This window comes from Nonlabens sp. Asnod3-A02 (genome assembly GCF_045063755.1).
In the GTDB taxonomy this organism is placed as follows: Bacteria; Bacteroidota; Bacteroidia; order Flavobacteriales; family Flavobacteriaceae; genus Nonlabens; species Nonlabens xylanidelens.
In genome coordinates this window covers 364,080-378,212 of record NZ_JBEFOC010000008.1, presented here as the reverse complement: position 1 = coordinate 378,212, position 14,133 = coordinate 364,080, and the positions used below count along the sequence as shown (strand labels likewise).

Annotated in this window: 9 protein-coding genes; 7 read left to right on the top strand and 2 right to left on the bottom strand. The window is 35.1% G+C overall.

The window, feature by feature from the left end; translation table 11 throughout:
* Positions 1-31 precede the first annotated feature (31 nt).
* Together ACJJVN_RS11640 and ACJJVN_RS11635 are read left to right on the top strand one after the other, a co-directional pair.
* Positions 32-715, top strand: coding sequence for an SCO family protein (locus ACJJVN_RS11640; protein ID WP_405378220.1), 684 nt, complete (start codon positions 32-34; stop codon positions 713-715).
* Positions 716-824: 109 nt separating this feature from the next.
* Complete coding sequence (locus ACJJVN_RS11635) at positions 825-1,757, top strand: DUF3078 domain-containing protein (RefSeq protein ID WP_104514057.1); 933 nt, start codon at positions 825-827, stop codon at positions 1,755-1,757.
* A gap of 78 nt (positions 1,758-1,835) precedes the next feature.
* On the opposite strand, the gene ACJJVN_RS11630 is transcribed toward ACJJVN_RS11635, so the two are convergent.
* Positions 1,836-4,247: an outer membrane beta-barrel protein gene (locus tag ACJJVN_RS11630; RefSeq protein WP_405378218.1), complete on the bottom strand. Its 2,412-nt coding sequence runs from the start codon at positions 4,245-4,247 to the stop codon at positions 1,836-1,838.
* Positions 4,248-4,338: 91 nt separating this feature from the next.
* On the opposite strand from ACJJVN_RS11630, the gene lepA reads away from it, so the two are divergent.
* A complete protein-coding gene (gene lepA / locus ACJJVN_RS11625; protein ID WP_405378216.1) occupies positions 4,339-6,138 on the top strand; it encodes a translation elongation factor 4 in 1,800 nt (599 codons plus the stop codon).
* A 98-nt stretch (positions 6,139-6,236) separates the two neighbouring features.
* On the opposite strand, the gene ACJJVN_RS11620 is transcribed toward lepA, so the two are convergent.
* Positions 6,237-8,093, bottom strand: coding sequence for a cation:proton antiporter (locus ACJJVN_RS11620; RefSeq protein ID WP_405378214.1), 1,857 nt, complete (start codon positions 8,091-8,093; stop codon positions 6,237-6,239).
* A 122-nt stretch (positions 8,094-8,215) separates the two neighbouring features.
* On the opposite strand from ACJJVN_RS11620, the gene ACJJVN_RS11615 reads away from it, so the two are divergent.
* The 4 genes from ACJJVN_RS11615 to ACJJVN_RS11600 all read left to right on the top strand — a co-directional run bounded on the left by ACJJVN_RS11615 (position 8,216) and on the right by ACJJVN_RS11600 (position 13,848).
* Positions 8,216-9,064 carry a universal stress protein gene (locus ACJJVN_RS11615; RefSeq protein WP_104514053.1) on the top strand — a complete coding sequence of 283 codons (849 nt, stop codon included), beginning with the start codon at positions 8,216-8,218 and terminating at the stop codon, positions 9,062-9,064.
* Positions 9,061-11,277: a SulP family inorganic anion transporter gene (locus ACJJVN_RS11610; protein WP_405370293.1), complete on the top strand. Its 2,217-nt coding sequence runs from the start codon at positions 9,061-9,063 to the stop codon at positions 11,275-11,277. The genes ACJJVN_RS11615 and ACJJVN_RS11610 overlap by 4 nt, the downstream gene beginning before the upstream one ends.
* A 63-nt stretch (positions 11,278-11,340) precedes the next feature.
* Entirely contained in the window at positions 11,341-12,195 is an 855-nt protein-coding gene (locus ACJJVN_RS11605) for an MBL fold metallo-hydrolase (protein WP_405378212.1), read from the top strand.
* Positions 12,196-12,222: 27 nt separating this feature from the next.
* A complete protein-coding gene (locus ACJJVN_RS11600; protein WP_405370296.1) occupies positions 12,223-13,848 on the top strand; it encodes a S8 family peptidase in 1,626 nt (541 codons plus the stop codon).
* Positions 13,849-14,133: the final 285 nt, after the last annotated feature.

Below are 14,133 nucleotides of genomic sequence, written 5' to 3'. Positions count from 1 at the left end.
TAGGTTGTAATTTTGTAAAAAAGTATCACAAATGCTTCAATTTCTTAGTAAAAATAAATGGCGCATCTTATTTATGGTCATTTTATGTGGTGGGATAATGGCTTCTTTTCAATATGCCTTAACACCAGATAAGACCTTGCCTATATTACAGCCAGATAAATTTGATCCTACTCTGGTAGATGATTCTATGCTTTTTGTAAAGAAGTATCACAAGATAGCTCCTTTTCAATTAGTGAATCAGAATGGTGATACCATTACAGATAAGGATTATGATAATAAAATTTATGTAGCAGATTTTTTCTTTACTACCTGTCCTACTATTTGTCCTGTGATGACTAAGAACATGACGCTAGTACAAGAAGAATTTAAGAACGATCCTGATGTGATGATTCTTTCTCACAGTGTAACTCCAGAAATAGACAGTGTAGAGGTTCTTAAAAAGTATGCTGTTAAAAAAGGAGTGATGGATTCTAAATGGAATCTCGTTACTGGTGATCGCAAGCAAATTTATGATCTAGCACGTAAATCCTACCTCGCTGCAAAGGAGAATAAATACGGTGGTGACTATGCGCTTATCCATACAGAAAACTTTCTTCTAGTAGATAAAGAAGGTAGATTAAGAGGTCGCTCTTATGACGGTACGAGTGAAGAAGATGTATTAAAACTTATTGAGGACATCTATATTTTAAAAAGTACGTATGTTAAAGGTCGTTAATTATCTTTAAAAAGTGCGTTTAATCGTATTTTTAGTTTTCCTACAAAGATGTTTTAAGTGATTAGGTTAGGGTATTGCTATTTTTGCAGTAATTATAACAATAGTTACTATGAAAAAAATATTATTATCTCTAGTGCTTTTATTTACAGTGAGCACTGCAATTGCCCAAACTGAGGCCGAATTAAAGGCGTTGAAAAAGGTAAAACAAGATTCAATTGCTCAAATTCAATCTAGAGTAAATGCTATTCAAGGAAAAATAGATGCTCTTCCAGGATGGAAAAAAGGTGCTTTTGGTACTTTGGGTGTTAACCTATCTAGTTTTGATAACTGGTACTCTCAAGGTAGTGCAAACGTATCTGCTGGAAATATAGGTCTTACTGCAAATGCATTTGCAAACTTAAAGCAACCTAAATACTTCTGGAGAAATTCATTAAACATCAACCTAGGTTGGGTAAAATTTGACGATAAAGATGATCCTACTGATGATGATAGTTTCCAAGAGGCAACAGATGTTTTTAATATCTCTTCTCTTTATGGTTATAAATTAACTGAGAAAATTGCTGTATCAACACTAGCTGAATACCGTACTACTATCTTAAGTAACTTTAATGACCCAGGTTACCTAGACGTAGGTGTAGGTGCAACATGGACTCCTACAGATAATCTTGTAGTAGTAGTGCACCCATTAAACTACAACTTCGTATTTGCTAAGAATGACGCAGTTTTTGAATCTTCTCTAGGTGCAAAAGTAGTTGCAGATTATACTCGTAGTATTGGTAAAGTAAGTTTTAAATCTAATTTATCTGCTTTCTATAGCTATGAAGACAGCGACCTTTCTAATTATACTTGGATCAACTCATTCGGTTACACATTATGGAAAAACATAGGTGTAGGTTTTGAATTTGGTTTAAGAGGTAATAAGCAAGAAGCTTTAAACTTTGCTAACGATAACCTAGCGGTAGGTGCTACTCCATTAGATTTTGATACAGTAGATAACAAGTTACAGTCTTACTACTTAGTAGGTCTTAACTACAAGTTCTAAAACAATATATTTCTTTTACTTAAAAAGGCTTTCCAGAAATGGAAAGCCTTTTTTATTTTGAACAAGATTTATAGTTATTTATAAACCTACTTCTTTTTTAGTTGTACGATTCTGTTCTTCTGGAGTCGTTATTTCATTATTTTCTAGTCTAAAGTTACCAAAGTTATAAGTGAAGCCCACGCTTATGGTTCTAGTTTCTGGTAGTGCTAGGTAATAATTGTCTTGGTTTAAATAACGTGTAGTAAGTCTTTGATTTTGGGTTTTAAAGATGTCGTTAACTGCAAGAGTTAATTGCGCTCTTCTATTCCATAAACTTTTATTAAAGCTGATGCTAGTGGGGAATGAGCCACCCCATTCATAGGTACCGAATAGAAGACTGGAGATATAAGACGCTTCTATGTCCATGGATAAAGTTCTATTATCTGCTAGATTGATTCTATTAAAAGAACTTAAATATAAACCTGTGGTAGACGTTTTCACATCCACATTTCCAGATTGTACTGCTCTAGTTTCATTTTCCATATAGAACAAGCTACTGCTTAGTCCTGTATACCAGCTGTCATTTATGTATCTATAGGTTGCTGCATCTATACTATACTGCAATTCATAATTTAGATTTATACTTTGCGAGTTTAACTGGTTATTACTGTTATTTTGAAAAGGCACCTCACTTAGTACATCTTTTGTATAGAGGAAATAAGCATCTACAAACCACGTGTTTTTATGATTCCAGCTTATCGTGTATTTGTTATTAAAAGCTGGTTGTAGATTTGGGTTTCCTGTACTAAAGTTAAAGTCATTTATAAAAGAACTAAAAGGATTTAAGTCTGCATATCTAGGTCTGTCTATGGTTCTTTTATAACTTAGGGTATAGGAGTTATTCTCATTTGCCTGATTAGTTATGGCTAGATTAGGGAAAAACTCTAGATATTCTTGTGTGTTAACCTGTCCTAGAGATTGAGAGTCGCCTTCTACGTCTGTCTGTTCTGCACGCAATCCAGCTGCGAGAGACCATTTTTCCCAATTACGCTCTATTTGTGCATATGCTGCATAAATGCTCTCGTCATATAAAAACAAATCTGAGAAGGCTGGGTTAAGTGTGCTGCCACTATCAGTGTCAAAAAAGTTCTGTGAACTTGTAGATGTTACATTAGAAAATTTAAGTCCAGTATTTAACTGGTAGTTACCTATACTCGTGTTGTAATCTAATTTTGCGGTGTAGATATCTATTTCTTGAAAAGCATCTGTTAAAAAACTATTAGTACCTGTAGTAGTCTGGCTAGTATCAAAGAAAGTCGAAGTAAGGTTTTGTACCTGATCACTATCGGTAAAGATGTAATTACCTTCTAGGTTTAATGTTGCACCTTTATCATTAAGAACATGTTGCCATTGTGCATTTACAAAACCGTTAGTTCTGTTTTTCTCAAAATCAGAATCGGTATTAAAGCCAGAAAAAGTAGTGGCGCCTTCTTGTAAGATAAAAGTTTCATTTTGATAACTGGCATCATTATTTTCATTACTGCTGTAATTACCAGAAAAGCTCAATGAATTTTTTTCATTTACTGTTATGTCTACGATCGTATTAAAATTATGAGAGGCACTGCGTTCTATTTTTTCTAACTCAGTAAAACGTCTTTCAGACCTACTTCCATCAGGATTAAAGAAACCTATTTGTGAGTCGTCAAATTTAAAATCCTTCCTAGGGTTGTAGTTGTAGTTAGCATAAACATTTAACCAGTTATTCTTATAGAAGTGAGAGGTTCCTATCTGGTATTTAGTAAAAGTACCTTGAGTCCATTTTCCACTTACGTTTCCTTTATAGCCTAGAGAGATACCTTTTGAGGTGTTGATATTAATGACGGCAACACCTTCTGCATCATAACTAGCAGGCGGATTTGTGATAACCTCTACACTCTTGATGTTATCAGCACTATAACCACGTAATAATGCATCTAGCTCTTCATTAGTTAAATACACACGCTTGTTGTTAATATAAATTACAGCAGGAGAGTTTTGAACCATGTAAGTTCCTTCCATCTCAAATATACCAGGTGTCTTTTTTAAAAGGTTTTGAGTATTACCAACGCTTAAAATGGTGTTCTCAACATTAAAAACCAGTCGGTCTGCTTTTTTATCGATGGTAGGTTTTGCAGCTGTTAATACTACTGCGTCTAGCTGTGCTGTGTCTTCTTCTAAGATAAATTCTCCTAACGATTCATTAGTTGTAATGTTTAGCTTTCGCGAAAGCGGTACATATCCAACTGAAGAAAACTGAAATGTATAAGTGCCTTGTTCAAAATTATTAAATTTAAAAACTCCTTTTTCATTTGCCGAGGTGGCTTTATGAAAAACACTATCAGGCATTTTAAATGTAACTACAGTTGCATAAGGTATTCCTGTTTTATTTGTACTGTTTACAGTACCTGTAAGATTAGTTTGTGCAGTCGTACTAAGTACTATAAGAAAGGTGAGAAAAGGTAGGTATTTCATTTTGAGCGGTTAATGGTTAGCTAAAATACCAAAGATCAAGAAAACTTAAGGACATCTTTTAGATTATATTTGCACCCTATTGTAAAGGACTATGAAGAATATACGTAATTTTTGTATCATCGCACATATTGATCACGGTAAAAGTACACTGGCAGACAGGCTTTTAGATGCTACACAAACAGTTACTAAGAGAGAATCTCAGGCGCAACTGTTAGATAATATGGATCTAGAGCGTGAGCGTGGGATAACTATTAAATCACATGCTATACAAATGGATTATACGGCGCCAGACGGTGAGCAGTACATCCTTAACCTAATAGACACGCCTGGTCACGTAGACTTTTCTTATGAAGTGTCTCGTTCTATCGCTGCCTGTGAAGGAGCGTTGTTAATAGTAGATGCAGCACAAAGTATACAAGCACAAACTATTTCTAATCTTTATCTAGCACTAGAAAATGATTTAGAAATTATACCTGTTTTAAATAAAGTAGATCTTCCTAGTGCAAATCCAGAAGAGGTTACAGATGATATCGTAGATCTTTTAGGTTGTGATCCTAGTGAGGTGATACCGGCTAGTGCAAAAACAGGATTAGGTATTCAAGATATTTTAGATGCTATTATAGAAAGAGTCCCTGCACCTGTTGGAGATCCTGATGAGCCATTACAGGCACTTGTTTTTGACTCACAGTACAATCAGTTCCGTGGGGTGGAGACTATTTTTAGAGTTATAAACGGTTCTATTAAAAAAGGGCAACATATTAAATTTGTAGCCACTGGCGAGAGTTATTATGCAGATGAAATAGGAACCTTGAAACTAAATCAAGTTCCTAAAAAAGAAATAAAAGCTGGTGATGTTGGGTATCTAATTACAGGTATTAAAGAAGCCAAAGAAGTAAAAGTAGGTGACACGATCACAGATCATGCTAAACCTACTACAAACCCTATAGGCGGTTTTGAAGATGTAAAGCCTATGGTATTTGCAGGTATTTACCCTGTTGATACGGAGGATTATGAAGACTTGCGTTCTAGTATGGAAAAACTACAACTGAATGATGCTTCATTAGTATTTCAGGCAGAGAGTAGTGCTGCATTAGGTTTTGGTTTCCGTTGTGGGTTCTTAGGAATGTTACACTTAGAGATTATTCAAGAACGTCTAGAACGCGAGTTCGACATGACGGTAATTACTACAGTGCCTAACGTTTCTTACCACGCATATACTCATAAGAATCCAGACGAGATTCTTATTGTAAACAATCCTTCTGACTTACCAGAGCCTTCTAGTCTTAATAGAGTAGAAGAGCCTTATATAAAAGCAACTATTATTACAAAATCTGATTTTGTAGGTAATGTAATGTCACTTTGTATTGAAAAACGTGGTGTGGTAACTAATCAAACTTACCTTACTACAGAGCGTGTAGAAATGACTTTTGACATGCCACTAGCAGAGATTGTTTTTGATTTCTATGACAGACTTAAGACTGTTTCTAAGGGTTATGCATCATTTGATTATGTTCCTTTAGGAATGCGTGAATCTAAATTAGTACGTGTAGATATTTTATTAAATGCACAGACAGTAGATGCCTTAAGTGCCTTAATTCACTTTGATAATGCATATACCATAGGTAAGAAAATGGTAGAAAAATTACGTGAGTTAATACCACGTCAACAATTTGATATTCCTGTACAAGCAGCTATCGGTGCAAAAATCATTGCTCGTGAAACGATTAAAGCATTGCGTAAAGATGTAACTGCAAAATGTTATGGTGGTGATATCTCTCGTAAACGTAAGCTTCTTGAAAAGCAAAAGAAAGGTAAGAAACGTATGCGTCAGGTAGGAAATGTAGAGATACCACAGCAAGCGTTTATGGCTGTTCTTAAATTAAATGATTAACTAGTAAGATTTTAGTCCTGCTTTATAAAAGTGGGCACAAATAAAAAAACCTCATCAGTTATGATGAGGGTTTTTGCTTTATGTAAGAAGAAGAGAAATTAATTTTGCTCTTCTTCCATAGTTACTTCTCCAGAGGCTTGCTCTACTATCTCTTTACCTATATAAGCAAGAATACTGCCTTCTTCTATTTCCATTTTACCTGACATTGATGGTACGATGTCTATGGCGTTATCGTGACGTATAAATAGAGGTACGATGTCTTCGTCAGTTTTTGTAATCTCTATAAGACCTTCAAAATGTTCCTGAGACTTAATTGTAATCTCATGAATTTTACCGTGGTGACGTGTAACCTCCATCATGTTTACATAGTCATCTGTAGCAGAAAATAAGCCAGTGACTGGGTTCTTATTAGGATTGTTAATCTCGTTAGAATGTACCAGTCTATACGCTCCATTTTCTCCAAAACGTTTTTCAAATCGCTCGATAGCATAATCGTTAATTTGAGAATTGCCAGTCAGTGCTAGTAAAAAGCCTATATTGTTAAATTCAATATCGTCTGATATGGAATCAGAGTAAATGTCTGCTGTAACAGCATCCAGTCCGCTTTCTTTGGCGATGCGTATATTGTTTGCATTGGTGTCTACTAATACGACACTGCGGCCGTGTTCCTTAAGGTATTTTGCAATGACTCTAGAGAATTTAGAGGCACCTACTATCATGATACCATTAGATTGTTTAAGGAAAACGCCTACTATTTTTGCAAACATTCTAGCTGTAGTAGCATTAAGTAATACGGTTCCTAACACGATCATGAATACTAGAGGAGTAATGTATTCTGCACCAGGTATTCCTTGAGAGACTAGCTTAGAACCAAAAAGTGATGCGATACCTGCGGCAACGATACCACGAGGTCCTACCCAAGAAATAAATAATTTTTCATTTAATTTAAGTCCACTATTTATTGAGCTAGCAAAAACCCCTAGTGGTCGTATGATAAATGCCATGATTGCAAATAATACGAGAGTTTCCCATCTGTAGATAAGATAAAGATCTTCCATATTTATGTTTGCAGCCAGTAATATAAATAGGATAGAGATTAATAGAACACTTAGAGACTCTTTAAAATAAAGAAGTTCTTTAATGTTAGGTAAGTTAATGTTTCCTAAAACCATTCCCATTACCACTACAGATAATAATCCAGATTCATGAGCAAAACTGTCGCTCAATACAAAGACTCCTAAAACGGCTGCCAGTGTAAAAACATTCAATAAATAATGTGGTATAAGTTTTTTCTTAATAGAAAAAGCAAGAGCATGGGCAAAAGAAAAACCAAAAGAAAAACCGAACAATACGATTTTACCAAATTCTTCTAAAGCCACTAGTGTAAACTCTCCGCCTGCACCAGCACTTATGAATTCAAATACCAATACGGCAAATAATGCACCTATAGGGTCAATAAGAATACCTTCCCATTTAAGGATGGAACTCACATCTTTTTTTAAAGGTATGTTACGTAATATAGGTGTGATAACCGTAGGTCCTGTAACGATTATCAATGCAGAGAATAGCAAAGAAATCTTCCATGTAAGACCAAATATATAATGTGCAGCAACTCCACCACCTACAAATGTAATGATAACAGCAACTGATATTAATTTACCGATAACAGGTCCGGTGTTAAGAATTTCATCTCTCTTTAAAGTTAATCCGCCCTCAAAAAGAATGATACTTATAGCCAGTGACACAAAGTAAAATAAACTGTCACCAGGGAATAGGCCATTTTCCCCATTCCACATAGGTTCGATAATTTTTGAAGCGTCTGCAGTGTAAAGCGACGCTATAGGCCCTACGAGTAGACCTATGATGATTAACGGTAATATAGCAGGGATTTTTAATCTCCATGCCATCCACTGTGCAAGTATTCCAAGTATAATAATTCCTGCTAGTTCTAGCATATTTTTAAATTTTCAGGAAAATTACAACCTTTTTTATCAGTTTTATAGCGGTTACGCTTTCGCGAAAGCGAAATAAGTAATAATTAAGCCTATATTTATGTTTTTTTAACAAATAATAGGCATTGAGTTACACCTCATTTAAAAATATAGCGATAGGAATCGCTTTTTCCCCTACACTAGAAGCAAACGTAAGCGAGGCTGCAAGATTAAGTTGCATGTTCGGTGCAAAGCTGTCTTTAATTCATGTGGGGCAGAGAAGTGATGAAAAAATAAGAACTATAGATCAATACATAGGTAATTGTGGACAGTCACAATTATCTTATGAAATTATCTTTAACGAGGGCGACCCTGTAGAGGTTATTTTAGAAACCGTTAAGGAACATAAAATAGATTTGTTACTTCTGGGAGCATTAAAGCAAGAAAAATTTGTCAAGTTTTATTTAGGCTCTATTGCACGTAAACTTACTAGAAAAGCGACATGTTCTGTTTTAATGATGACTAATCCTAGTGTGATAAGAAAACCATGCAAACACATGGTGGTAAATGGTCTCAAGGATGCGCACACAGAGCATACCATAGAAACTGCTTTTTATGTTGCACATAGTTTAGGAAGCAATCAACTGACCATTGTGGAAGAGATAGAACAAGAAAAGGTTTCTATAAAAATTGACGACGATCAAAGTTTACGTAAAGCAAACTTGCTGAAAGAGAAACTTAAACGACAAGAAGAATTACGTGTTCAAGGTATATTGAACCATATACCTAGCGAAGAAAAGAAAGATATTCAGGTAAGTACGCAACCTATCTTTGGACAGCGTGGTTATTCTATAGGTCATTATGCTCAAATAGTAAGAGCAGATTTACTGGTCATGAATGCGCCTAAAAAGTCTAGTTTTTTAGATCGGTTTTTCCCGCATGATCTAGAGCATATTTTAAATGAACTGCCTACTGATGTACTTATAGTAAGATGACGAAGAAGAAAACAGACATCAAAGGGTTTTTTAAAGCATTACCCAAAAATATTTTTAGTGGTTTTGTGGTTAGTCTTATCGCGCTACCATTAGGGCTAGGTCTGGCTATGGCTAGTGAGGCACCACCTATTGCTGGTGTTATTGCTGCTGTGGTAGGTGGAGTTTTAGTCTCTATTCTAGGTGGTAGTAATGTCACTATCTCTGGTCCTGGTAATGGGCTAGTGGGTGTCATATTAGTCGCGGTTGCGACATTAGGTTTAAATGGTACCTATGCTGCTATTATATGTTCTGGCGTGTTGTTAACCATACTGGGCTTTTTAAGAATGGGAAAACTAGCAGACTTTTTTCCATCTAGTGCTATTCAGGGAATGCTGGCTGCAATAGGACTTATTATTTTAGGGAAGCAATTTCATATCATGATGGGTAATGAGATGAAGTTACCAGGTAGTATAGATTACCTACTTGCTATACCGTCTACTATAATAGGAGTCTTTTCTTATAACCATTCAGGCTTTACTTATGCCGCGATATCTGGGGTTATAGCACTTGCTATTATGGTGTTTTATCCTAAAATTAGAAATAAATACTTTCACTTAGTCCCAGCGCCTATGTGGATAGTTTTGATATCTATAGGAGTTAGTTACTTCTATGAATTAGTATTACAACAGCCGCATCCAGTAGATCCTAGATACATGATCTCAAATATTCCTACAGGCAGCCAGATTGTGTCTGACATACCTACTCCTAATTTTAATCTTGTTAACTCCATAGGTTTCTGGGGTAGTGTTCTTGCGATTACATTAATAGCTAGTATAGAGTCTTTGTTAAGTATTAAGGCAGTAGACCAGTTAGATCCAGAAAAAAGAAGGTCTAACGTAAATAGAGATCTTAAAGCACTGGGTCTTGCAACTATAGGTAGTGGTTTTTTAGGAGGTCTCAATGTCGTTACTGTAATAGCAAGAAGTTCTGTAAATGTGAATAATGGTGGTAGCAATCGATCTTCTAACTTTGCTCACGCTACTTTTCTAGTTGTTTTTATTCTTTTATTCAGTACGCAATTAACACGCATACCGTTGCCAGCTTTAATGGCCATTCTTGTGTATACAGGTTATAAACTGGCGTCTCCTAGTAACGTAGCAAAGATTTTTAAGATAGGAAAAGAGCAGCTTATAATCTTTTTCACCACATTATTAGTAACACTTTTCATTGGGTTAATTTCAGGAATTCTGGCAGGTGTTTTAATGACCTTTGTTATCCATGTAATTTTAAATAAGGATCTGGAGCTTTTCATAAAAAACTGGCGCAAACCTAATGTGTTGATGTTTAAAGAGAAAAAAGGAGATCAGCATTATTATATTAATGTCAAGCATTTCTGTACTTTTTTAAACTTTTACAGACTTAAAGAAAAATTAAATGCCATTCCAGAGACAGAAGACGTTGTGGTAGATTTATCGTTATGTGAATTTGTCGATCACACAGTAATGGAAAATCTAAGTGCTTATCAAGATGTGTTTCATAAACGAGGTGGGCATCTAGAAATTATAGGGCTAGATTTACATGGCACAGATTCACAACATCCATTTGCATTGCGCAGGCTTATACCAGGTATACCTTTTATTACAGGTAACCTTACTAAAAGACAGACTACTTTAAAAGAAATTGCCCAAGACTATTCATTAGAGTATGAGGTCGATGTAAAGGGAAATACAGAGGTTTTAGATAATTTTAGATACTTCAAGACTAAAAAGATTGAAAAAATATACAATAGACTGTTCAATGAAGACAGTTCATTCTCCTTGTTTGATATTCATTATTCTGAGGGTGAATTTATAGCCAAAGAAGATGTGCGTACTACGATGTTACACATTAAACTAGAGCATGCTATTCCAGAATTTACCCTGGATAGAGAAGGTTTTATGGAGCGTCTATATGCTATTGCAGGATATGAAGATATACCTATTGATAACCATTCTGATTTTACAAAACGCTTTTACCTTATAGGGAAAAATCCTTATCAAGTTCAGGAATATTTTAATGACGATTTAGTGAAGTTCTTTGAATGTAATTCATATTATCATGTAGAATCTGACGGTGTTTCCTTATTAATTTTCAGGACACAACGTACTTCTGGGGTTAAAGAAATAAAGAAATTGATCGACTTTGGGAACCGACTTAGAAAAATCGTGGTTAAAGAAGCGCTAGTCGCTTATTAAAATGCTTATTTATTCTTAAAGACATTGTAAGCATGGTGCTACATTTTGTATTTTGCATGCACTATGAAAATACACTCAATAGAATCTGGTAATTTTAAGTTAGATGGTGGTGCTATGTTCGGTGTGGTGCCTAAAAGTCTATGGACACGCACTAACCCTGCAGACTCTAATAACATGATTGATATGGCGGCACGATGCCTGCTTATTGAGAATGGAGATAGACTTACTTTGGTAGATACTGGAATGGGTAATAAGCAGTCAGAAAAGTTTTTTGGCTATTATTATATGGATCATAAATTTGATCTAGATAGTTCGCTAAAAGAAAAAGGATTCTCTCGCGACGACATTACAGACGTTTTTCTGACGCACTTGCACTTTGACCATTGTGGTGGTGTAATTAAGAAGAGTAGTAAAGGAGATTTTTTTGAGCCCGCTTTCGCGAAAGCGGTATGTCATACTAACTCTAGTCACTGGAATTGGGCAATAGAACCTAACGACCGTGAGAAAGCTAGTTTTTTAACAGAAAACATCAAGCCCATAGAAGAAAACGGACAGCTTAATTTTATTTCTCAAAACAGCAATTATGAGAAACAAAATGAAATGGATTTTGACATCCTTTTTGTAGACGGCCATACAGAAAAGATGATGATTCCGCATATACATCTAGATGGTAAAACATTTGTTTACATGGCAGACTTGCTTCCTACAGTAGGACACATTCCATTACCATATGTAATGGGGTATGACACAAGACCATTATTGACCCTAGGTGAGAAAGAGAAATTTCTGAATGAAGCCGCAACTAAGGGGTATTACCTTATTTTAGAACACGATCCATATAATGAGATTATAACTGTAAAGCATACAGACAAAGGAGTGAGGCTAGATCAAACCTTTACTTTCAAAGACTTATTTTAAAACTAAACAAACAATAATTAATAGAAAATGAAATACTCAATTTTAAAATCTACATTTTTAACTGTTGCAGCAGCTGGTTTACTAGCTAGTTGTGGTAGTGGTGGTGCAATAGTATCTCCAGCTATAGGTAATATAGACAGTACGCCTTTAAAAACACAAGCACTTACTGAAGAACAAGCAAAGAACTGGAAAGACATGGACCTTGTGTCTGATACCATTCCAGGGATGAGTGTGAATAAAGCTTATACAGAAATCCTAAAAGGTAAAAAAGGAGAGACAGTTATTGTAGCTGTTATTGATTCTGGTATTGATGTAGAGCATGAAGATCTAGATGGAGTTATCTGGACTAATAAAGACGAGATCGCTGGTAATGGTAAGGATGACGATAACAACGGTTATATAGATGATGTTCATGGATGGAATTTCTTAGGAGATATCGTTGATGAAAATCTAGAATATGAGAGAATAGTAAGAGATAAAGCTATGCTTCCTGCAGATGTTGTTGCAAAAGCACAGAAAGAATATGATGGTAAAGTAAATGATGCCAAAGAAGAAAAAGCTTTTTATGAGCAGCAAATTGCAGCTATAAAAGGTTTTGATGCAAAATTAATTGCTGCTACTGGTAAAGAAGAATATACTCTTGAAGATGTAAAAGCAATTGCAACTAGTGAAGATCAAGAATTAGAGCAAGCAAAAGCTATTGCAAATAGAGTTTTCCCTCAGTATGAGAGCTTTTCTAAACTTGTAACTTTATTAGAAGGTGAAGTAAGTGGTCTTACCGCGCTTTTAAACGGAGATAAATTAAAAATTAACTACCGTAAAGACATCCTTAATGATGATCAGTACGTATGGGATACACCAGTATATGGTAATAATGAATACTCTGGTCCAGATCCAGAAAAAGCAGATGCTTTTCATGGTACGCATGTGGCAGGTATTATCGCTGCAGAGCGTGATAACGGTTTAGGTGTTAATGGTGTTGCAAATAATGTAGAGATCATGGTACTTAGAGCTGTAAGTATGGGTGATGAGTATGACAAGGATATAGCAAAAGCAATACGTTATGCTGCAGATAATGGAGCGAAAGTTATTAACGGTAGTTTTGGTAAATATCACTCTCCTAATGCACAATGGGTTTGGGATGCTATTAAGTATGCAGAAACTAAGGATGTTCTTTTTGTAAATGCAGCTGGTAATGAAGGTACTGATACTGATTTTACACAAGTATATCCTCAAGATCAAGTAATGGCAGGTGCTGAAATATCTGATAATTTCTTAACAGTAGGAGCTTTAAACTTTGAATACGGTTCTGGTTTATTAGCTGGTTTCTCTAACTATGGAAAAAGTACTGTAGATGTATTTGCACCAGGTGCGGCTATTTATTCTACTGCACCACTTAATGAATATCGTAATGCAAGTGGTACTTCTATGGCGTCTCCGGCAACTGCAGGTGTTGCAGCGGTAATTAGGTCACAATATCCTAAATTAACAGCGTCACAAGTAAAGCATGTTATTATGGACAGTGGTTTAACAACTAGCGCTAGAGTAATAGTAGGTGGTAATCCAGAAGATACTAGACCGTTTGCAGAGACTACGGTTTCTGGTAAAATGGTAAATCTTTATAATGCACTTATACTTGCTTCTAAGATTTAATTAGATTCAAGAAAATAAAAAGCGGATATTCTTAGCATAAGAATATCCGCTTTTTTTATTGAAATTTTAATTTAATCTCTGTAAACTAAAGTCTGCTTTATATACGTTAATTAGTATGTTAATATAATAAGTTATTAACATGAAAACATTTTAATTAATGCTATATGTTAGGTTCAAATGCATAGTTTATATTTATTTTAACGGTATAATTAATAAAAAAACCGATGAAATACATAAATTAAAAAGATAACGTATAGATGACGATTCTTTTTTGTTCTAATTCAT

Coding starts and splice junctions, on each gene's coding strand:
- ACJJVN_RS11640 (WP_405378220.1), top strand. CDS start 32: ATGCTTCAATTTCTTAGTAAAAATAAATGGCGCATCTTATTTATGGTC.
- ACJJVN_RS11635 (WP_104514057.1), top strand. CDS start 825: ATGAAAAAAATATTATTATCTCTAGTGCTTTTATTTACAGTGAGCACT.
- ACJJVN_RS11630 (WP_405378218.1), bottom strand. CDS start 4,247: ATGAAATACCTACCTTTTCTCACCTTTCTTATAGTACTTAGTACGACT.
- lepA (WP_405378216.1), top strand. CDS start 4,339: ATGAAGAATATACGTAATTTTTGTATCATCGCACATATTGATCACGGT.
- ACJJVN_RS11620 (WP_405378214.1), bottom strand. CDS start 8,093: ATGCTAGAACTAGCAGGAATTATTATACTTGGAATACTTGCACAGTGG.
- ACJJVN_RS11610 (WP_405370293.1), top strand. CDS start 9,061: ATGACGAAGAAGAAAACAGACATCAAAGGGTTTTTTAAAGCATTACCC.
- ACJJVN_RS11605 (WP_405378212.1), top strand. CDS start 11,341: ATGAAAATACACTCAATAGAATCTGGTAATTTTAAGTTAGATGGTGGT.
- ACJJVN_RS11600 (WP_405370296.1), top strand. CDS start 12,223: ATGAAATACTCAATTTTAAAATCTACATTTTTAACTGTTGCAGCAGCT.